The sequence below is a fragment of the Lysobacter hankyongensis genome, from assembly GCF_039543145.1.
GTDB lineage: Bacteria > Pseudomonadota > Gammaproteobacteria > Xanthomonadales > Xanthomonadaceae > Lysobacter_I > Lysobacter_I hankyongensis.
The window spans coordinates 404,612-423,686 of record NZ_BAABJE010000014.1 but is presented as its reverse complement, the minus strand read 5'-3'; the positions used below and the strand labels follow the sequence as shown (position 1 = coordinate 423,686).

18 protein-coding genes and 3 tRNA genes are annotated in these 19,075 nt (G+C 69.1%); 15 read left to right on the top strand and 6 right to left on the bottom strand.

Features of this window, described 5'->3' with window-relative positions; all coding sequences use genetic code 11:
* The first annotated feature begins 11 nt into the window (after window positions 1-11).
* The 12 genes from ABD974_RS13840 to ABD974_RS13785 all read left to right on the top strand — a co-directional run bounded on the left by ABD974_RS13840 (window position 12) and on the right by ABD974_RS13785 (window position 9,874).
* Entirely contained in the window at window positions 12-677 is a 666-nt protein-coding gene (locus ABD974_RS13840; RefSeq protein ID WP_345303909.1) for a MotA/TolQ/ExbB proton channel family protein, read from the top strand.
* A gap of 5 nt (window positions 678-682) precedes the next feature.
* Complete coding sequence (locus ABD974_RS13835; protein ID WP_345303908.1) at window positions 683-1,150, top strand: ExbD/TolR family protein; 468 nt, start codon at window positions 683-685, stop codon at window positions 1,148-1,150.
* Window positions 1,147-2,931: a lipid A export permease/ATP-binding protein MsbA gene (gene msbA / locus ABD974_RS13830; protein ID WP_345303907.1), complete on the top strand. Its 1,785-nt coding sequence runs from the start codon at window positions 1,147-1,149 to the stop codon at window positions 2,929-2,931. The genes ABD974_RS13835 and msbA overlap by 4 nt, the downstream gene beginning before the upstream one ends.
* Window positions 2,928-3,995, top strand: coding sequence for a tetraacyldisaccharide 4'-kinase (gene lpxK, locus ABD974_RS13825; RefSeq protein WP_345303906.1), 1,068 nt, complete (start codon window positions 2,928-2,930; stop codon window positions 3,993-3,995). The genes msbA and lpxK overlap by 4 nt, the downstream gene beginning before the upstream one ends.
* Window positions 3,992-4,270, top strand: a complete 279-nt coding sequence (locus ABD974_RS13820; RefSeq protein WP_345303905.1) for a hypothetical protein — start codon at window positions 3,992-3,994, stop codon at window positions 4,268-4,270. The genes lpxK and ABD974_RS13820 overlap by 4 nt, the downstream gene beginning before the upstream one ends.
* Before the next feature lie 4 nt (window positions 4,271-4,274).
* Entirely contained in the window at window positions 4,275-5,045 is a 771-nt protein-coding gene (gene kdsB, locus ABD974_RS13815) for a 3-deoxy-manno-octulosonate cytidylyltransferase (RefSeq protein WP_345303904.1), read from the top strand.
* Between the two features lie 2 nt (window positions 5,046-5,047).
* Window positions 5,048-5,512, top strand: coding sequence for a low molecular weight protein-tyrosine-phosphatase (locus ABD974_RS13810; RefSeq protein ID WP_345303903.1), 465 nt, complete (start codon window positions 5,048-5,050; stop codon window positions 5,510-5,512).
* 68 nt (window positions 5,513-5,580) lie between these two features.
* On the top strand, window positions 5,581-7,008 hold the full coding sequence (locus ABD974_RS13805; RefSeq protein WP_345303902.1) for a thioredoxin-like domain-containing protein: 1,428 nt from the start codon (window positions 5,581-5,583) through the stop codon (window positions 7,006-7,008).
* Window positions 7,009-7,014: 6 nt separating this feature from the next.
* Entirely contained in the window at window positions 7,015-8,946 is a 1,932-nt protein-coding gene (uvrC, locus tag ABD974_RS13800; protein WP_345303901.1) for an excinuclease ABC subunit UvrC, read from the top strand.
* Window positions 8,943-9,581, top strand: a complete 639-nt coding sequence (gene pgsA / locus ABD974_RS13795) for a CDP-diacylglycerol--glycerol-3-phosphate 3-phosphatidyltransferase (protein WP_345303900.1) — start codon at window positions 8,943-8,945, stop codon at window positions 9,579-9,581. The genes uvrC and pgsA overlap by 4 nt, the downstream gene beginning before the upstream one ends.
* Window positions 9,572-9,647: transfer RNA gene (locus tag ABD974_RS13790), tRNA-Gly, on the top strand. The genes pgsA and ABD974_RS13790 overlap by 10 nt, the downstream gene beginning before the upstream one ends.
* Window positions 9,648-9,800: 153 nt before the next feature.
* A tRNA-Cys gene (locus ABD974_RS13785) sits at window positions 9,801-9,874 on the top strand.
* A 123-nt stretch (window positions 9,875-9,997) separates the two neighbouring features.
* Here the strand turns inward: ABD974_RS13785 and ABD974_RS13780 are convergent.
* From ABD974_RS13780 to ABD974_RS13755, 6 genes are all read right to left on the bottom strand, one after another.
* Complete coding sequence (locus tag ABD974_RS13780; protein ID WP_345303899.1) at window positions 9,998-10,435, bottom strand: OsmC family protein; 438 nt, start codon at window positions 10,433-10,435, stop codon at window positions 9,998-10,000.
* Window positions 10,436-10,668: 233 nt separating this feature from the next.
* Window positions 10,669-11,499 carry an alpha/beta fold hydrolase gene (locus tag ABD974_RS13775; protein ID WP_345303898.1) on the bottom strand — a complete coding sequence of 277 codons (831 nt, stop codon included), beginning with the start codon at window positions 11,497-11,499 and terminating at the stop codon, window positions 10,669-10,671.
* Between the two features lie 93 nt (window positions 11,500-11,592).
* The gene (locus ABD974_RS13770; protein WP_345303999.1) at window positions 11,593-13,449 is read right to left on the bottom strand and encodes an amidohydrolase; all 1,857 of its coding nucleotides are present in this window, start codon (window positions 13,447-13,449) and stop codon (window positions 11,593-11,595) included.
* Window positions 13,450-13,567: 118 nt separating this feature from the next.
* A complete protein-coding gene (locus ABD974_RS13765) occupies window positions 13,568-14,224 on the bottom strand; it encodes a hydrolase (RefSeq protein WP_345303897.1) in 657 nt (218 codons plus the stop codon).
* A 27-nt stretch (window positions 14,225-14,251) separates the two neighbouring features.
* Window positions 14,252-14,851 carry an NAD(P)H:quinone oxidoreductase gene (gene wrbA, locus ABD974_RS13760; RefSeq protein ID WP_345303896.1) on the bottom strand — a complete coding sequence of 200 codons (600 nt, stop codon included), beginning with the start codon at window positions 14,849-14,851 and terminating at the stop codon, window positions 14,252-14,254.
* Between the two features lie 156 nt (window positions 14,852-15,007).
* Window positions 15,008-15,709 (bottom strand): pirin family protein, encoded by a 702-nt coding sequence (locus ABD974_RS13755; protein WP_345303895.1) that lies wholly within the window; start codon window positions 15,707-15,709, stop codon window positions 15,008-15,010.
* Between the two features lie 121 nt (window positions 15,710-15,830).
* Between ABD974_RS13755 and ABD974_RS13750 the strand changes: the two genes are divergently transcribed.
* The 3 genes from ABD974_RS13750 to ABD974_RS13740 all read left to right on the top strand — a co-directional run bounded on the left by ABD974_RS13750 (window position 15,831) and on the right by ABD974_RS13740 (window position 18,934).
* On the top strand, window positions 15,831-16,751 hold the full coding sequence (locus ABD974_RS13750; RefSeq protein ID WP_345303894.1) for a LysR family transcriptional regulator: 921 nt from the start codon (window positions 15,831-15,833) through the stop codon (window positions 16,749-16,751).
* Between the two features lie 277 nt (window positions 16,752-17,028).
* Complete coding sequence (locus tag ABD974_RS13745; protein WP_345303893.1) at window positions 17,029-18,714, top strand: MFS transporter; 1,686 nt, start codon at window positions 17,029-17,031, stop codon at window positions 18,712-18,714.
* Between the two features lie 136 nt (window positions 18,715-18,850).
* Window positions 18,851-18,934: transfer RNA gene (locus ABD974_RS13740), tRNA-Leu, on the top strand.
* Window positions 18,935-19,075 lie beyond the last annotated feature (141 nt).

The window sequence follows — 19,075 nt, the reverse complement described above, 5'->3', positions numbered from 1 at the left end:
GAGGATACGACGTGCTGGAACTGGTCAAGGCGGGCGGATGGCCGATGATTCCCCTGCTGCTGCTGACGGTGGTCGCGCTGGGCATCATCCTCGAACGGTTCTGGACCCTCCGCCGCAAGACCGTCCTCCCGCCGGGGCTGGGCGACGAAGTGCGCGCCTGGGCGGCGCGCGGCAACCTCGACCCCTCGCACATCGATTCGCTCCGCCGCACCTCGCCGCTGGGCGCGCTGCTGGCCGCCGCACTGGACGTGCGCCAGCGTCCCCGCGACCAGATCCGCGAACGCATCGAGGACGTGGGTCGTCATCTGGTCCACCGGATGGAGAAATTCCTCAACACCCTCGGCACCATCGCCGCCGCCGGCCCGCTGCTGGGCTTGTTCGGCACCGTGGTCGGCATGATCCAGATGTTCCTGGGCATCCTCGACAGCGGCATCGGCGACGTGAACCAACTCGCCGGCGGCATCGGCAAGGCCCTGATCTGCACCGCCACCGGCATGATCGTCGCGATCCCCGCGCTGATGTTCCACCGCTATTTCCGCGGTCGCATCGCCGGCTACATCGTCGACATGGAGCACGAGGCGATCCAGTTGCTCGATACCCTGGACACGCCGCGCAACGCCTCGGCACCGATGTCCGCCGGCGCGCGCGGGATCACGCCGCCGGTGTCGGGAACCTGACCGCCATGCGCATCCGCGATTTCCGCGCCGACGACGAGCCCGAGATCAACCTCGTGCCGCTGATCGACGTGATCCTCGTGCTGATCATCTTCTTCGTGGTCACCACCACCTTCGACGCGCGTTCGGTGCTGAAACTGCAGCTGCCGCAGGCCAACGGCGAGCCCAGCGAGGCGGCGTCGAAGGCGCTCAGCGTGCTGGTGAACGCCGAGGGCCGCTATTTCGTGCAGGACCGCGAGGCGCTGCGCACCGACGTGGAATCGCTCAAGCGCACGATCGTCGAAGTCGCCGGCGAAGACCGCAAGCGCCCGGTGCTGCTGCGCGCCGACGCGCGCACGCCGCACCAGTCGGTGGTGACTGCGCTCGATGCACTCGGCCAGCTCGGCTTCCGCCAGATCAGCATCGCGACCGCACCGGAACAGCGCGCCGATGCGTCGGCGGCGCCGAAGCCCGCCCCTGCGGGAGCGCGCAAGTGAGCCAGTCCGACCGCGCCCCGGCGTGGCCGATCTACCGCCGGCTGCTCGGGTTCGCCCGGCCGTACCGGCCGCTGCTGGTGCTCGCGCTGGTGGGCATGTTGATCGAGGCCGCCGCCGGCTCCGCGTTCATGAAACTCATGGAACCGGTCGTCAACGAGACCTTCATCAGCCGCAACACCACGCTCAGCCTGATCCTGCCGCTGACCATCGTCGGTCTGTTCGTGGTCCGCGGCATCGCCGGTTACGTCACCGACGTGTGCATGGGCCGCTCCGCGCGCAGCATCGCCCGCGACCTGCGCGTGCGTGTGCTCGGCAAATATCTGCGCCTGCCCGGGCTGCGCTTCGACAGCGAACCGGTGCCGGCGATGCTGATGCGCCTGGGCTCGGACAGCGATCAGGTCGCGAACGCCGCGGTCGACGCCGCCAAGGTCATGCTGCAGCAGTCGTTCCAGATCATCGGCGCGCTGGCGGTGATGCTGTGGACCAGTTGGCAGGTCACCATCGCGATCCTGGTGATGGCGCCGCCGTTGGCGTTCCTGATGAACAAGGTCGCCCGGCGCTATCGCCGCTTCAGTCATCGGGTGCAGGAAAGCGGCGGGCGCCTGATGCAGGCCGCGGACCAGACCCTGAACAATCAGCAGGAAGTGAAGATCTACGGCGCGCAGGCGGCGGAACTGGAGCGCTATGGCGCGCTCGCCGACGAGAATCTGCGACTCGCCATGAAGGTCGAATCCACCCGCAGCATTTCCTCGGCGGTGGTGCAGCTGATGGGCGCGATCGGCCTGGCGCTGCTGCTGTTCTTCGCCGGCCGCGAGGCCGTGGCCGGGCGGCTCAGCGCCGGCGGTTTCGTCACCCTGATGATGTCGATGATGGCGATGATCCCGGCGCTGAAGCAGCTCACCAACGTGCAGAACATGCTGCAGAAGGGCATCGCCTCGGCCGAGCGCCTGTTCGGCGTGCTCGATGCCGAGGAAGAGCGCGATCAGGGCACGCACACCTTGGCGCGCGCGCGCGGCGCGCTGGAATTCCGCGCCGTCGGCGCGCGTTATCCCGGGCAGACGCAGCCGGCCCTGGACGATATTTCCTTCGTCGCGAAGCCGGGCACGGTGACCGCGATCGTCGGCCGTTCCGGCAGCGGCAAGTCTTCCCTGATCAAGCTGATCCCGCGGTTCTACGAACCCGAATCCGGCGACATCCTGCTCGATGGACAGCCGATCGCCGATTACCGTCTGGCCGACCTGCGCCGGCAGATCGCGCTGGTCGGGCAGCAGGTAATGCTGTTCGACGGCAGCGTCGCCGCCAACGTGGCCTACGGCGAGCTCGCGACCGCGGGCGAAGACGGCGTGCGCCGCGCGCTGGATGCCGCGAACGCCAGCGAATTCGTCGACAAGCTGACCGAGGGCGCGGACACCGGTATCGGGAGCAAGGGCGGCCGGCTGTCCGGCGGGCAGCGGCAGCGGCTCGCCATCGCCCGCGCGATCCTCAAGGATGCGCCGATCCTGATCCTCGACGAGGCCACCGCCGCGCTCGATACCGAATCCGAACGGCTGGTGCAGGACGCGCTCAACCGGTTGATGCCGGACCGCACCACGCTGGTCATCGCGCATCGACTGTCGACGATCGAACACGCCGATCAGGTGCTGGTGCTCGATCAGGGCCGGCTGGTGGAGCAGGGCACCCACGCCGAACTGCTCGCGCACGGCGGGCTGTACGCGCATCTGCATCGCATGCAGTTCCGCGAGGCCGACGGCGCATCGGGCGGCGCAGACGCGCCGGCATGAGCGGCGCGGCCCGGCAACCTCCGGCCTATTGGTTCGACGGCAGTGCGCCGCCCTGGCCTGCGCGCGCGCTGTCGGGCGTCTACGCCGGCGCGGTCGCCGCGCGCGCCGCGCTGTATCGCAAGGGCCTGCTGCGCAGCCGTCATCCCGGCCGGCCGGTGCTGGTGGTGGGCAATCTCATCGCCGGCGGCAGCGGCAAGACGCCGCTGACCATCGCGCTGGTCGAGCGCCTGCGTGCCGAAGGCCTGCAGCCGGGCGTCGCCAGTCGCGGCTACGGCCGCACCCAGGCCGGCGTCGCGCGCTGGGTCGATGCCGCGACCGATCCAACGCTGGGCGGCGACGAACCGGTGCTGATCGCGCGCCGCACCGGCGTACCGGTGCGCGTGGACGCCGATCGCGTCGCGGCGGCGACGGCGCTGGTCGAGGCGGGCTGCGACATCGTCGTCTGCGACGACGGCCTGCAGCATTACCGGTTGGCGCGCGACCTGGAGATCGAAGTGATCGACGGGCGCCGGCGTTACGGCAACCGCAATCCCTTGCCGGCCGGACCGATGCGCGAACCGCCCGAGCGCGGCGAACGCTGCGATTTCCGGGTGGTGAATCTCGGCACCGACGTGGCCGTTGGCGAGGGCGCGCACGACGCCGGGCACGATGTTCCCGGGCACGCACAGGACGGCGCCGGTTTCGGCGAATGGCCGATGCGCTTGTCGTCGAGGGACGCCATGGCCCTGCGCGGATCGCGCCACGTGCCGCTGTCCGCGTTCGCGGGCCAGCGCGTGCATGCGGTCGCCGGCATCGGCGACCCCGAGCGGTTCTTCGCGATGCTGCGCGGTCTCGGCATGGCGGTGGTGCCGCATGCCTTTCCCGATCACCATCGTTACACCGCCGCGGATCTGTCCTTCGGCAGCGAACTGCCGGTGCTGATGACCGAAAAGGACGCGGTGAAATGCGCCGCGCTCGCCGCCGACGGCCTGTACAGCGTGCCGATCCGCGCGCAACTGCCGGAAGCCTTCTGGGTGGCCCTGCTGGATCGCCTGCACGAAACGACGAAAGGACCCCGCGGATGACGAACACGAATACGCCGATGACCGGAACGCGATGGTTCCGGGCGCTGCTCGCGCTGCTCTCCGCCGGCTGGCTGGTGCCGATGTGGATGGGCGTGCGCACGCTGCTGGATTTCGTCGAGCTGGAACTGTGGCCGCTGTTGCTGCAGCAGCCGGAACTCAATTCCTTCCCGTTCATTCCGTTCGCCGGCGATTGCTTCGCCGTCGCGTTCCTGTGGCTGGCCGCGGTCGTCTTCGGCTGGAGCTGGGCCGGCGTGGGCGCGCTGCAGAAGAGATGAGGCCATGAGCATCGATTTCGTCGTCGCCATTCCCGCCCGCTACGCCGCCTCGCGGCTGCCGGGCAAGCCGCTGCGCCTGCTGGGCGGCGAGCCGCTGGTGCTGCACGTCGCGCGCCGGGCGCTGGCCGCGGGCGCGCGCGAGGTCTGGGTCGCCACCGACGACGCCCGCATCGCCGATGCGCTCGCCGGCAGCGGCGTGCGCATCGCGATGACTTCTCCCGACCACGCCTCCGGCACCGACCGTCTGGCCGAATGCGCGACCAAGGCCGGCTGGCCCGACGACACCGTGGTCGTGAACCTGCAGGGCGACGAGCCGTTCGCGCCGGCGGCGGGGATCCGCGCCGTCGCCGACACCCTCGTCGCTTCCGGCGCGCCGATGAGCACACTGGCGACGCCGATCGAGACGGCCGAAGCGCTGTTCGACCCCAACACCGTCAAGCTGGTCCGCGCCGGCAACGGCGATGCCCTGTATTTCAGCCGCGCACCGCTGCCGTGGGCGCGCGACGCCTTCGCCCTCGACCGCACGACCCTGCCGGCGGGCGGGCCGTGGTTGCGGCATATCGGCATCTACGGCTATCGCGCCGGATTCCTGACCGAATTCGCCGCGCTGCCGCCGTCGCCGCTGGAACGGATCGAATCGCTGGAACAGTTGCGGGCGCTGGAGGCCGGCCGCCGGATCGCGGTGGCGCTGACCCCGGCCGCGTTCCCGCCGGGCATCGACACCCCGGACGATCTGGCGCGCGCCGAGCATTTCCTCGCGACCGGCGTGGCCTGACCATGCGCCTGCTGATGGTCTGTCTCGGCAACATCTGCCGCTCGCCCCTGGCCGAGGGCGCGCTGCGCACGCAGCTGGCGCAGAGGCGTCTGGACTGGGTGGAGGTCGATTCCGCCGGCACCGGCGGCTGGCATGCCGGCGAGCCGCCGGATCGTCGCAGTATCGCGATCGCGGCCGAGGCCGGCGTCGATATCCGCGCCCAGCGCGCGCGCAAACTGCGCCCGGGCGACTTCGCCCACTTCGACTGGCTGCTCTGCGCCGACCGCAGCGTGCTGCGCGACGTGCGCGCGATGGCGCCGGCCGGCGCAACGGCGCAGGCCGCGCTGCTGCTGGAATGGGCCGGGCAGGGCGATGGTGCCGAGATTCCCGACCCCTACACCGGCGATGCCGAGGATTTCCGCCGGGTCTGGGCGATGGTCGATGCCGCCGCGGTCGCGATCGCGGAACGGCTGGTGCGCCCCCGTTGATGACTGGCCGCCCCTCCGAGGGCTGGCAGGTTGACGCTCGCGCCCGGACTGAGGATGCTGACCCACCCATGGATACGACGCCCGCCCCCGAATTCCCCGCCACCCTCGAGTGGCTGAATCTCGCCAAGCCGCTGCGGATGGCGCAATTGCGCGGCAAGATCACCGCGCTCGCGTTCGTCAACGCCGGCTCGGCCTGGTGCCAGCAGCGCCTCGCGGATCTCGCGACCCTGCGCAAACGCCACGCCGAATACCTGCACGTGGTCGCGATCCACGTTCCGCGCTTCGATCATGAACGCGACCCGCGCCGCGCGCTCAAGCGCCTGCATCGTCTGCCGCTGGACTTTCCGATCGCCCACGACGCCGACTGGGTGATGTGGCAACACTACGCCGTCGATGCCTGGCCCACGGTCGTGCTTCTCGACGGAGAGGGCCGGGTCCGCGATCGCATCGTCGGCGACACGCCCGTGCGCGATCTCGATGCGCAGCTCTCGAAGCTGCGCGCGGAAGCCGTGCCGCAGTCGGCGAACCCGGATCCCATCGAGCTGCGTCGCAATCACGAGCCCGATCTGCCGCTGCGCTTCCCGATGGGCATCGTCGCGAACGCCCAGTACGTGTACGTCGTCGATTCCGGCCACCATCGCGTCCTGGAATGCACCCCCACCGGGCGGATCCATCGCCAATTCGGCAGCGGCGGCCCGGGTTTCATCGATGGCCCCATGGAACTCGCGGCATTCCAGAACCCGCAGGGCGTGTGCCTGCAGCGCGACGCCCTGTACGTCGCCGACACCGGCAACCACGCGGTCCGCAGGATCAAGCTCAGCACCGGCGATGTCGATACCCTGGTCGGCGCCGGTCGCCCGGGTGCGCCGATCGAAGGCGTGGTTCACGATCCGCGTTCGGTGGCGTTGGACCAGCCGCGCGCGGTCGCGGTCTCCCCCTCGAATCTCGTCTGCATCGCCACCGCTGGCGACAACCGGATCTGGGCCTACGATCTCGGCGAGCGTTCGCTCCGGCTGCTGGCCGGTTCGGGCGCGATGGACATGATCGACGGCGAAGGGCCCGCAGCCGCGTTCGTGGGCCCGAGCGCTCTGTCCGTCGTGCAGCAGATTCTCTACGTCTGCGACGAGGCCGGTTCGGCGATCCGCAGCGTGCATCTGCGCACGCGCCAGGTGACCACGCTGGTGGGCCAGGGCGCCTGGCGTTTCGGCAACGTCGAAGGGTCGCGCACCGATGCCCTGCTGCAGCAGCCGCAGGCGATCGCCCTCGACGGCACCGCGCCGGTGCTGTGGATCGCCGACAGCGGCAACGACCAGCTGCGCACCCTGCGCCTGGGCGGCGGCGAAGTGAGCACGATCAGCCTGCCGCAGCGTCTGCACGGGCCCGCCGGCCTGGCGGTGCTGAACGGCGTGGTCTGGATCGCCGATACCGATGCCCATGCGGTGCTGCGTTTCGATACCGGCGATGGCAGCCTGCGCCAGATCCCCATCGGTGAATGACGGCGAATGACCCCGAAGGACGTTGCCCCGCCGGCCGGCGACGCGTTCGACGGCCGTGCCTACGCCCGTGAGCTGACCACCGCGCCGGGCGTGTACCGGATGTATGCCGCCGACGGCAGCCTGCTGTACGTGGGCAAGGCCGCGGCGCTCAAGAAACGCGTCGCCAGCTACTTCACCAAGGCGCTGCCGACGCGCACCGCGTCCATGGTGTCGCAGATCGCGCGCATGGACGTGACCGTCACCCGCACGCCCGCAGAAGCGCTGCTGCTGGAAAACCAGCTGATCAAGTCGCTGCATCCGCGCTACAACGTGCTGCTGCGCGACGACAAGAGTTACCCGTATGTCGTGCTCACCCGCGAATCGTGGCCGCGGATCGCGTTCCACCGCGGCGCGCGTTCGCTGCCGGGGCGCTATTTCGGCCCGTATCCCAGCGTGCTGGCGGTGCGCGAGACGCTGAACCTGATGCACAAGATCTTCCGCCTGCGCAGTTGCGAGGACAGCGTGTTCCGCAACCGCTCGCGGCCCTGCCTGCAGTATCAGATCGGCCGCTGCAGCGCGCCCTGCGTGGGTCTGGTGCAGGCCCGCGATTACGCCGATGCGGTGCGCCAGGCGACCATGTTCCTCGACGGCCGCAGCGACGATCTCACCGCCGAACTGGGCGCGGCGATGGAAGAGGCCAGCGCACGCCTCGATTTCGAGGAAGCCGCGCGACTGCGCGATCTGGTCGCCTCGATCCGAAAACTGCAATCGCGGCAGTACGTCGACGGCAGCGCCGCCGATCTCGACGTGCTGGCGGTGGCCATGCAGGGCGCGCAGGCCTGCGTGATGCTGCTGATGTTCCGAGACGGCCGCAATCTCGGCACCCGCAGCTTCTTCCCGAAGACCAACGGCGAGGACAGCGCCGAGGAAGTGCTGGGCGCGTTCGTGTCGCAGTACTACGCCGAACAGACGCCGCCGCGCGAGATCGTGTTGGATCGCGAGATCGACGAGCACGCATTGATCGAGGAAGCGCTGTCCATCGCCGCCGGCCGCAAGGTCCAGCTCAAGGCCAGCGTCCGCGGCGAACGCGCCGGCTATCTCGATCTGGTCCGCCGCAACGCCGAGATGGCGCTGGCGACCGAAGTGGGCAGCAACGCCGCGCAGCGCGCGCGCGCCGAAGGCCTGCGCGATCTGCTCGGCTTGGGCGAAGTGCCACAACGGATCGAATGCTTCGACATCAGCCATACCATGGGCGAGGCCACCGTGGCCTCGTGCGTGGTGTTCGACGCCGAGGGCCCGGTCCGCGGGCAGTACCGGCGCTACAACATCGAGGGCATCGAGCCCGGCGACGACTACGCGGCGATGCGCCAGGCGCTGGAGCGGCGGTTCAGGAAAGCGGTGGAGGCCGCCGAAGCGGCGGCGTCCGCGGATGCGGATGGCGCGGGCGACGATCCGGCTCCCCGGCCGCCCCGGGCGGTGTTGCCGGATCTGTTGCTGATCGACGGTGGCGCCGGGCAGGTGGCCCAGGCCAATGCCGTGCTGGCCGACCTGGGGGTGGTCGACGTGTACGTGGTCGGCGTGGCCAAGGGCGAAGCGCGCCGGGCCGGCGACGAAGCCCTGCTGCTGCCCGGCGTCGATGGCAAGCCGGGCCGCGAACTGCGCCCCGGGGCGGGTTCGCCTGGCCTGCAACTGATCCAGCAGGTCCGCGACGAAGCCCACCGTTTCGCGATCACCGGCCACCGCGGACGGCGACAGAAGGCGCGGAATGCGAGCAAGCTCGAAGAGATTCCGGGCATCGGCCCCCGCCGACGCGCTAATCTGTTGCGGCATTTCGGAGGGTTGGGCGGCCTGAAGGCGGCGGGGATCGAGGAGATCGCCCGGGTCGAAGGCATCAACGCCGCGCTGGCCGAGCGCATCTACACTTCTCTCCACGGACTCGCATCGCAAGGAACTTCATGAAGCTGACGGTACCGACCATGCTGACCCTCGCGCGGATCGTGATGATCCCGGTGCTGGTCGTGGTCTTCTACCTGCCGTATGCGTGGACCAATTTCGCGTCCGCCGTGGTCTTCGCGCTGGCCGCGATCACCGATTGGCTGGACGGGTGGATCGCGCGCCGCTATCAGTCGCATTCGGCCTTCGGCGCCTTTCTCGATCCGGTGGCCGACAAACTCATGGTGGCGGTGGCGCTGTTCCTGATCGTGCAGGGTCATCCCACGCCGTGGATGGCGTTCTGGGCGGCGGTGATCGTCGGTCGCGAGATCGCGGTATCGGCGCTGCGCGAATGGATGGCGGAAATCGGCCAGCGCGCGACGGTGAAGGTCGCCGCCATCGGCAAGATCAAGACCGTGGTGCAGATGGTGGCGCTGTTGTGCCTGCTGTATTCCGTGGTGCCGGGCAGCAAACCTGCGCCGTGGCCGGGCGACCCGATTTTCCACATCGGCGACTGGATGTTGGCCGCCGCGGCCCTGCTGACACTGTGGTCCGGCGCCCACTATCTGATCTCGGCCTGGCCGGCTTTGATGGCGGATGAAAAAAAGAGTGTTGACACCGCCGCCGCAGACGCTAAAATTTCAATTCCACCGCGGGAATAGCTCAGTTGGTAGAGCACGACCTTGCCAAGGTCGGGGTCGCGAGTTCGAGTCTCGTTTCCCGCTCCAGTTTCCAGCAAACCCCGGCTTGCCGGGGTTTGTCATGTCGTAGGGATGCATCGCCGCACGACGGCGGTTTCGAGGTCGAAGCAGGACGCTTCCTGGCTTTGTCATCGCGACGGTCGTTACAGCGACCTCGTGTTCCGCTACGATTCCGTCACCGGCTTGGTGGCAGAGTGGTTATGCAGCGGCCTGCAAAGCCGTGTACGCCGGTTCGATTCCGACCCAAGCCTCCAGTTTCGCAAAAAACCCGCTCAGGCGGGTTTTTTGTTGGGTTTTCCCGGCCGGGCATGCGGGCCTCGTGGCGGTCGTCTGTCGATGCCGCCGCATCCTTCCTCCGACCCGGTCGCGCGACCTGCTCATGCGCCGGTGTCCGCCGCCAAGGAGGTCGCGATGCGGACTTCGCCGGTGAGGACCTTGTGGATGGGGCAGGCGTTGGCCACCTGAAGCAGGCGTTCGCGCTGGCTGTCGTCGAGCGGGCCGTGCAGCACGATCCGGCGTCGCAGTTCGGTTCCTGACGCGGGCTTGCCGTCCGGATCGAAATGCAGCTCCACGTCCACGGCTTCGAGCGGCCATTGTTTGCGCGCCGCGTACATCCGCAGGGTGATCGCAGTGCATGCGCCGAGGCTCGACAGCAGCAGATGTTTGGGCGTCGGGCCTGCGTTCCCGCCGCCCTGTTCGGAAGTCATGTCGGACGACCACGCATGTGCGAGATCGTCCTCGAGTTCGACCCGATACGGCGTGCCGTCGATGTATGCGCGGACCGTGGCGATGCTGTTCTGTTGCGATGTGTTCATGCTTGTTTCCGCGATGGAAGAGGCTGGAATCCCGCACGCGCCGCACGGCTGCGGACGCGTCGTCAGTCGGGCGCGTGCGTCCCGCTGAGCAGCAGCATCTGCAAGGACGCGCCGGTCAGTCCGAGGATCGTGTGCGACATTGCGAACGCCGTGATGCCGAGCAGGCTGCGAGCTCCGTTCGATCAAGGCAAAGCGCCACGACCTCCGTCGCGGCGCGATGCAGCCGATGTCGATCAGGATGCCAGGAACGCCAGCATGTCCTGGTTGAGCCTGTCCTTGTGGGTGTCGCCGAGGCCGTGCGGTGCGCCCTGGTAGACGATGAATGTCGCGTGCGGAACGAGTCTGGCGGATGCGCGCCCCGCAGCGTCGATCGGCACGATCTGGTCGTCGTCGCCGTGCACGATCAGGGTCGGCTTGTCGAACTTCTTCAGGTCTTCGGTGAAGTCGGTTTCCGAGAACGCCTTGATGCAGTCGTAGGTGTTCTTGTGCCCGGCCAGCATGCCCTGCAGCCAGAAGGCGTCGATCATGCCCTGGGACGGTTTCGCGCCCGCGCGGTTGAATCCGAAGAAGGGGCCGCCGGCGATGTCCCTGTAGAGCTGCGAGCGATCGGCGATCGAGCCTGCGCGGATGCCGTCGAAGACCTCGATCGGCAGGCCGCCGGGGTTGTCGTCGGTCTTGAGCATCAGCGGCGGTACCGCCGAAATCAGCCCGAGTCTGCCGACGCGTTTCGTGCCGTGGCGTCCGACGTAACGCGCGACTTCGCCGCCGCCGGTGGAGAAACCGAACAGCGCGGCATCCTTCACGTCGAGATGGTCGAGCAGCTGCGCCAGATCGTCGGCGTAGTGATCCATGTCGTTGCCGTCCCACGGCTGGCTGGAACGGCCATGGCCGCGACGATCATGGGCGATCACGCGATAGCCGTTCGATGCGAGGAAGAACATCTGCGATTCCCAACTGTCGGCGTTCAGCGGCCAGCCGTGGCTGAGAACCACGACGCGGCCGTCGCGGGGGCCCCAGTCCTTGTAATGGATCTGCACGTTGTCGCGGGTGGTGATGGTGCCCATGGCGTTGACTCCTGTGTCGGGGGAAGAAGGGAAGGACGACGGGTCGGCGTCGGTGGTGGATGAAGGCGGGCGGTCGCGTGCGGCGCGATCGCATCAGAACGCGAAGCACGAACAGCCGAGCGCGCCCCAGAAGCCGCGCAGGTCGCCGCCCGCGTGGTCGTGGTGCGCGGCGTGTCCATCCCGATGCACGTTGCAGGCGGGGCCGTGCGCATGCCCGTGGGCATGCATCCCGGCCAAGCTCGTGGCCTGTCCGAGCGTGCCCGGTTGATAGCCGCCGTGATGGCGCACCGGCGACCAGTCGGGCATCGGCGGCGGCAGCGACGGCGCCAGCGGCGCGAACGTGCCGTCGCCGTGGACGATGCGGCCGCCGACCACCGTCAGCACGCTCGTGATGTTCTGGATCTCGATGTCCGGCACGCGGAAGAAGTCCGCCGACAGCAGCGCGAAGTCGGCGTACTGCCCCGGTGCGAGCATGCCTTTCCGGGCTTCCTCGTCCGAGAACCAGGCGCTGCCGCGGGTCCACAATCGCAGCGCTTCCTCGCGTTCGAGGGTGTTGTCGTCGGCGTACATCGCCATGCCGCCGACGGTGCGGCCGGTGACCAGCCAGTACAGCGCCACCCATGGGTTGTAGCTGGCGACGCGGGTGGCGTCGGTGCCGGCGCCGACCGGCACGCCTGCATCCAGCATGTGCCGCACCGGCGGGGTGCGCGCCAGGGCCGCACGGCCATACCGTTCGGCGAAATATTCGCCCTGGTAGGCCATCCGGTGCTGGATCGCGATGCCTCCGCCGAGCGCGCGCACGCGTTCGATGTTGCGCTCGGAAATGGTTTCGGCGTGGTCGACGATCCAGTGCAGTCCATCGAACGGCACGTCGCGGTTCACCCGCTCGTAGACGTCGAGGATGCGGCCGATGCTCTCGTCGTAGGTGGCGTGGATGCGGAACGGCCAGCGTCGGGTCGCCAGCAGGCGCACGACGTCTTCGAGCTGGGTCTCCATCGCCTCCGGGAGTTCCGGGCGCGGTTCGCGGAAATCCTCGAAGTCCGCGGCCGAGAACACCAGCATTTCGCCGGCGCCGTTGTGCCGCAGCATCGCGTCGCCCTCGCGTGGCGACAGCATGCGGCTCCAGCGCTCGAAGTCCTCCCGTTCGCTGCCGCGGTTCTGGGTGAACAGGTTGTAGGCGATGCGCACGGTGAGCTGATCGTCGGCGTGCAGCGCGCGGACGATCGCGTAGTCGTCGGGAAAATTCTGGAAGCCGCCGCCGGCGTCGATGACCGAGGTGACGCCGAGGCGATTGAGCTCGCGCATGAAATGGCGGGTGGAATTTCGCTGGTACGCCTCGGGCAGTTTCGGCCCGGCCGCGAGGGTGGCGTAGAGGATCAAGGCGTTGGGTTTGGCCAGCAGCAGTCCGGTGGGATTGCCGGCCTTGTCGCGCTCGATCCGTCCGCCGGGCGGGTCCTGGCTGTCGCGGGTGTAGCCGACGGCGCGCAGCGCGGCGCGATTGAGCAGGGCGCGATCGTAGAGATGCAGGATGAAGACCGGTGTGTCCGGTGCGGCGAGATTGATCTCGTCCAGCGTCGGCAGGCGCTTCTCGACGAACTGGTGTTCGCTGAAACCGCCGACCACGCGCACCCATTGCGGCGCCGGCGTGCGCGCGACCTGCGCCCTGAGCATCGCCATCGCGTCGGCGAGGCTGCGCACGCCGTCCCAGCGCAGTTCGAGGTTGTAGTTCAGGCCGCCGCGGATGAGGTGCGTGTGGCTGTCGTTGAGGCCGGGAATCATGCGTCGGCCGCCGGCATCGACGATGCGCGTGGCGTCGCCGGCCAGCGCCAGGATCTCCGCGTCCGCGCCGATGGCGCGAATCCCGCCGCCGGCGACCGCCAGCGCGGTCGCAGTGGGCTGTGCCGGGTCGAGCGTGGTGATGCGGGCGTTGAAGACGATCAGGTCGGGCATGTCCTGCGCTCCGTCGGAGGGGTCGGCGTCGGTGCCGGCGCGCACGAGCAGCGCACCGGCGAGTGCGGCTTCGATCAGGCGTCGGCGTGCGGGATCGTGCATCGTCGTGCCGGCCTGTTCAGTGTCCGCCTTCGGATGCGCCGAACATGGCCTTGGCGTACTGGATGCCGATACCGTAGCCGCCGGCGTGGCGTTTGGCGATGCCGGTCGTCAGATCGTAGGTCTCGCCGCGCGCCCAGTCGCGCTGCAGCTCCAGCAGATACTGCACGCTGGTCATCGGTGCGGCGCCCGCCTGGATCATGCGCTGCATCGCGCGTTCGTGGGCTTCGTCGCTGACGTCGCCGCAGGCGTCGGCGATGACGTACACCTCGAAGCCCTGTTCGATCGCCGAGAGCACCGGGCCGACGATGCAGACGCTGGTCCACAGTCCGGCGATCACGAGCCGGCCCTTGCCGCCGGCGTTGACGCGCGCGACGACCTGCGCGTCTTCCCACGCGTTCATGCTGGTGCGGTCGTAGACCGTGGCGCCCGGAAACGCGGAGACGATTTCCGGAAACAACGGCCCGGAAAACGAGGCTTCCGCGACCGTGGTGAGGAGGGTGTCGACGCCGAAACCGGCGGCACTTTCCGACACCAGCGCGACGTGCGTGCGCAGTGCGGCGATATCGATCGAACGGGTGGCGAAGGCCATCTGGGACTGATGGTCGATCAGGATCAGGGTGTGGTCCTGCGGAGTCAGCAGTTTGCGGCCGGGCGTGGGCGTGGCGGTGGGCATGGTCGTGTCCTGATGTGGGTTGTGGCGTCAGCGCTTGAGGCGGATGGCGGTTTCGGCGACGACGCGCCCCTGATGGCGCGCGCCGTCCAGTTCGTTCTCGCTGGGTTGGCGCGAACCGTCGCCGCCGGCGATGGTGGTGGAACCGTAGGGCGAGCCGCCGGTCACTTCGTCCAGACGCATCTGTCCGGCATGGCCGTAATCCAGGCCGACCACCACCATGCCGAAGTGCAGCAGGTTGGTGATGATCGAAAACAGCGTGGTTTCCTGCCCGCCGTGCTGGGTCGCGGTGGAGGTGAAGGCGGCGCCGACCTTGCCGTGCAGCGCGCCGCGCGCCCAGAGGCCGCCGGCCTGGTCGAGAAAATTGGCCATCTGCGACGACATGCGCCCGAAACGCGTGCCGGTGCCGATCACGATCGCGTCGTACTGCGCGAGATCTTCGACGGCGGCGATCGGCGCAGCCTGGTCGAGCTTGTAGTGGGAACGGCGCGCGACGTCTTCGGGCACCAGCTCGGGCACGCGCTTGATGTCGACTTCGGCGCCGGCGCCGCGCGCGCCTTCTGCGATCGCCTGCGCCATCGTTTCGATATGCCCGTAGGCGGAGTAGTACAGCACCAGGACCTTGGCCATGGGATTCCTCGTTGGATGTCTGGGTGTGGTGTCCGTGGTCGAGACCGCACGACGCGGCGGGAACACGGGGCGGGATTGGATGGCGGTGCGTTTCCGCGTCCGGCGCCGCGCGGGGCGGCGCCGGGGATCGCCGCGGGGTGTCGCGGACAGGGCCGATCAGGGGGCGGTGTCGACCAGTACCAGTTCGGCGTCTTCGAGCGCGGTGACGCGGATCGCGCGCTCGTCTCGGATCGCGGCGCCATCGCGGGCGTCGATGCGCACGCCGTTGACTTCGACCGCGCCCTTGGCCGGCACCAGATAGCCGTAACGGTCGGCGCCGAAGTCGTATTCGGCGGACTCGCCGGCCGCCAGGGTCAGGCCCAGCACGCGGGCCGCGGCGCGGATCGGCAGTGCGTCGTCGTCGCCGTCCAGGCCGCTGGCCAGCACCGAGAACCGGCCGCTGCGGTCGCCCTTGGGGAAGGGCTTGCTGCCCCAGGTCGGCGCGCCGCCGCGGGCGTCGGGGATGATCCAGATCTGGAAGATCCGGGTCGCATCCGGTTCCAGGTTGTATTCCCCGTGCTGGATGCCGGTGCCCGCGCTCATCACCTGCACGTCGCCGGCTTCGGTGCGGCCGCGATTGCCGAGGTTGTCCTGGTGGGTGATCGCGCCTTCGCGGACGTAGGTGACGATCTCCATGTCCGCATGCGGATGCGGCGGGAAGCCGGTCTGGGCCTGGATGGTGTCGTCGTTCCAGACCCGCAGCGCGCCCCAGCCCATGCGCGCGGGGTCGTGGTAGCCGGCGAACGAAAAGTGATGCTTGGCGTCCAGCCAGCCGTGGTTGGCGCCGCCGAGGCTGTCGAAGGGGCGATGCAGGATCATGGGGGACTCCTTGGTCTGGTGTCGTGCGGAGGGGATGGACGGCACGATAGTCCTGTCCGATCAGGTTTAGAATGGAAATAATGGAAATACATTCTTTCCAATAACGACACGAGGTTCCGCCATGCAGAAGCTGCCCGACCTGGAAGCCTGGGCGATCTTCGCCAAGGTCGCGGAAACCGGATCGTTCGCGCGTGCGGCGGCGGAGTTCGGGCTGTCGCAGGCCACCATCTCCAAGGCCGTGACCCGTCTGGAATCGCGCCTGAAGACGGTGCTGTTCCACCGCACGTCGCGGCGGATGTCGCTGACCGAGAGCGGACGCGCCGCGCTGGAGCGTGCCAGCCGCATCCTGGCGGAGGGCGAGGCGGTGGAAGCCGAGATCACCGCGCAGGCGCGCAACCCGCGCGGCCATGTGCGGCTGGCGGTGCCCATGTCGTTCGGCATCGCGCACCTGTCGCCGGTGTTGCCGGCGTTCATGGCGAGGCATCCCGAGATCACGCTGGAAATCGACTTCGACGACGGCATCGTCGATCTGGTCGGCGGCGGTTTCGATCTGGCGCTGCGCATCTCCGCGCTGGCCGATTCCAGCCTGCTGGCGCGACGCCTGTGCGGCGTGCGCGTGTTGCTGGTCGGTGCGCCGGCCTACTTCGACAGGCGCGGCCGCCCCAGCCATCCGCGCGAACTCGCGCAGCACGATGCGCTGTTCTACACGCAGTCGCGCTTCGGCGCGGCCTGGCGCTTCGGCCATCCGCTCCACGGCGATTTTTCGATCAGCGTGCCGGCGTCGTTGCGCGTCAACAACGCCGAAGCGCTGAACCCGGCGCTGGTCGCCGGCCTCGGTGTCGCGTTGCAGCCCGAGTTCCTGGTCTGGCGCGAGTTGCGCGACGGCCGGCTTGAAGCGGTGATGCCGGCATGGACGCCGCCACCGATCGCGCTGCATATCGTCACGCCGCCGGGTCGGGTGCGGCCTGCGCGCGTGCAACTGCTCATCGATCACCTCGCCGAGGCGTTCGTGACCGCGCCCTGGGCCGATCCCGCGGTCTGACCACGGATATCGCGTTTCCGCGCCAGATCCGCCCGCCCGCGCGGGTCGTCTCGCGCGTCGCACCGATCCCGCGGGCCACGGGCACCGGCCCGTTCCGTTTCGACCGCCTCCCGTTCGCGCGTGTCGAAACCGGCAATGCCGACATGCGTGTCGCAGTACAGTGGCCTATCTCCGGCGACACCGTGAATGCCCACATGAAGCGCATCCTTCCGAAACCCGAGGCGATCGAACGCATCCATGCGGCCACGATCCCGCCGAAGCGCCGGAGCGCCGACGCATGAGCGCGGCGCACGCGGACGATGGCGCACGGGGCGGCGATGCCCCGACCATCGATGCCCCGCCGCCCGGCCCGTGGTCGCCGCTGCGCCAGCCGACCTTCCGCGCGCTGTGGCTGGCGATCCTCGTGGGCAATATCGGCACCTGGATCCACGACATCGCGGCGTCGTGGGTCATGGCCGACACCACCGGATCGCCGCTGATGGTGGCCGCGGTGCAGGCGGCGACGACGCTGCCGGTGGTGCTGCTGGCGATCGTCGCCGGCACGCTCTCCGACATCGTCGACCGGCGCCGCTACCTGATCGCGGCGCAGCTGTGGATGTTCATGATCGCCAGCACGCTCGCGGTGCTCGCGCATGTCGGCCTGATGGGGCCATGGACGCTGGTGCTGCTGACCTTCGGTCTGGGCATCGGTGCGGCGATGGCGATGCCGGCGCAACAGGCGGTCACGCCCGAACTCGTGCCGCGGCCGATGCTGGGTCCGGCGGTCGCACTCGGTTCCCTCAGCATGAACATCGCGCGCGCCATCGGGCCGGCGCTGGGCGGGTTGCTCGTGGCGCAGGCGGGCATCGCCTGGGCGTTCGCGATCAATGCCGTGTCTTTCCTCGGCGTGATGCTGGTGCTGGTGCGCTGGCGCCGGCCGGCGGATCGTCCATCGTTGCCGCCGGAATCCTTCGGTGTCGCCCTGCGCGCAGGGTTGCGCTACGCGCGCCAGGCCGGAATCCTCCGCGCGGTCCTGGTGAAGGCCGCCGCTTTCTTCGTGTTCGCCAGCGCGATGACCGCACTGTTGCCGATCGTCGTTAGGCAGGACCTGCATGCCAGCGCCGGCACTTACGGACTGCTGCTCGGTTGCGTCGGTCTCGGTGCGGTGGCCGGTGCCATCCTTCTGCCGCGGTTGCGGCGCCGGATCGACGGCGATCGCATGATTTTCCTCGCGTCGCTGGTCTACGCGGGCTGCATCGCGGGGCTGGCGCTGATCCGCGATGTCCGCGCGCTGTATCCGCTGGCGATGATCAACGGTTTCGCGTGGATCGCGGTGCTTTCCTCGCTGCAGATCGCCGCGCAGACCTCCGTACCGGCCTGGGTGCGGGCGCGGGCGCTCTCGCTCTACATCGTGGTGTTCTCCGCGGGCATGGCCGCGGGCAGCCTCGGGTGGGGCGCGCTGGCGCAGTGGTCCTCGACGCGGCACGCGTTGCTTGCGGCGGCGTTGGGCACGGTGCTCTCCGCCGTCTTCGGCCTGCGCTTCCGGCTCGCGGGGGCGGCGCAGGTGGATGCCATGCCGTCCGGGCATTGGCCGCAGCCGATCGTCGCCGACGACATCGACGGCGAACGCGGTCCGGTGCTGGTCACCATCGAATACCGCGTGCCGCCGGGCAATCGCGCTGCATTCCTGCACGCCATGCAGCCGCTGGGACGCAGCCGTCGGCGCGACGGCGCGGTGGCGTGGGGCGTGGTCGAGGACACCGCCGAGCCGGGCCTGCATCTCGAATACTTCATCGACAGTTCGTGGCTGGAACATCTGCGCCAGCACGAACGCGTGACCGGGGACGAGCGCCGTCTGCAGGAGGCCATTCTCGCGTTGTTGGAACCGGGGACCACGCCGCGCATCCGCCATTTCGTCGGCGGCTCGCCGGATCAGACATCGATTCCGCCGATGCCCCCTCCGGACGGTCGCGCACTGCGCTGAGCGCGCTGCCGATCCGATCCGATGTTCATGTCGATGCAAGCGCGGCGACGCCGTTGCCGGCGTCATCGCACCGCGCGCGATCGTTGATTTCCCGGTGCGGGCATCTAAGATGCGTTCACGCCGGTCGTTTCGGACGGCCCGGGTGGCGAAACGGTAGACGCAGGGGACTTAAAATCCCCCGACGCAAGTCGTGTGGGTTCGAGTCCCACCCCGGGCACCAGGTACATCGGGGCTGTGAGTCCTGCCGCGCTGCGGCGCGTTGTCGTTCGATGCGGTTCATCGTCATCGCGGCGCGGTTCGAGGCGCATGCTGGAGATCAGCGATGCGCGCATCCGCGCCATCGCCGCACGCGCGGCGTGCA

Coding starts and splice junctions, on each gene's coding strand:
- ABD974_RS13835 (WP_345303908.1), top strand. CDS start 683: ATGCGCATCCGCGATTTCCGCGCCGACGACGAGCCCGAGATCAACCTC.
- lpxK (WP_345303906.1), top strand. CDS start 2,928: ATGAGCGGCGCGGCCCGGCAACCTCCGGCCTATTGGTTCGACGGCAGT.
- ABD974_RS13820 (WP_345303905.1), top strand. CDS start 3,992: ATGACGAACACGAATACGCCGATGACCGGAACGCGATGGTTCCGGGCG.
- kdsB (WP_345303904.1), top strand. CDS start 4,275: ATGAGCATCGATTTCGTCGTCGCCATTCCCGCCCGCTACGCCGCCTCG.
- ABD974_RS13810 (WP_345303903.1), top strand. CDS start 5,048: ATGCGCCTGCTGATGGTCTGTCTCGGCAACATCTGCCGCTCGCCCCTG.
- ABD974_RS13805 (WP_345303902.1), top strand. CDS start 5,581: ATGGATACGACGCCCGCCCCCGAATTCCCCGCCACCCTCGAGTGGCTG.
- uvrC (WP_345303901.1), top strand. CDS start 7,015: ATGACCCCGAAGGACGTTGCCCCGCCGGCCGGCGACGCGTTCGACGGC.
- pgsA (WP_345303900.1), top strand. CDS start 8,943: ATGAAGCTGACGGTACCGACCATGCTGACCCTCGCGCGGATCGTGATG.
- ABD974_RS13780 (WP_345303899.1), bottom strand. CDS start 10,435: ATGAACACATCGCAACAGAACAGCATCGCCACGGTCCGCGCATACATC.
- ABD974_RS13775 (WP_345303898.1), bottom strand. CDS start 11,499: ATGGGCACCATCACCACCCGCGACAACGTGCAGATCCATTACAAGGAC.
- ABD974_RS13770 (WP_345303999.1), bottom strand. CDS start 13,449: ATGCCCGACCTGATCGTCTTCAACGCCCGCATCACCACGCTCGACCCG.
- ABD974_RS13765 (WP_345303897.1), bottom strand. CDS start 14,224: ATGCCCACCGCCACGCCCACGCCCGGCCGCAAACTGCTGACTCCGCAG.
- wrbA (WP_345303896.1), bottom strand. CDS start 14,851: ATGGCCAAGGTCCTGGTGCTGTACTACTCCGCCTACGGGCATATCGAA.
- ABD974_RS13755 (WP_345303895.1), bottom strand. CDS start 15,709: ATGATCCTGCATCGCCCCTTCGACAGCCTCGGCGGCGCCAACCACGGC.
- ABD974_RS13750 (WP_345303894.1), top strand. CDS start 15,831: ATGCAGAAGCTGCCCGACCTGGAAGCCTGGGCGATCTTCGCCAAGGTC.
- ABD974_RS13745 (WP_345303893.1), top strand. CDS start 17,029: ATGAGCGCGGCGCACGCGGACGATGGCGCACGGGGCGGCGATGCCCCG.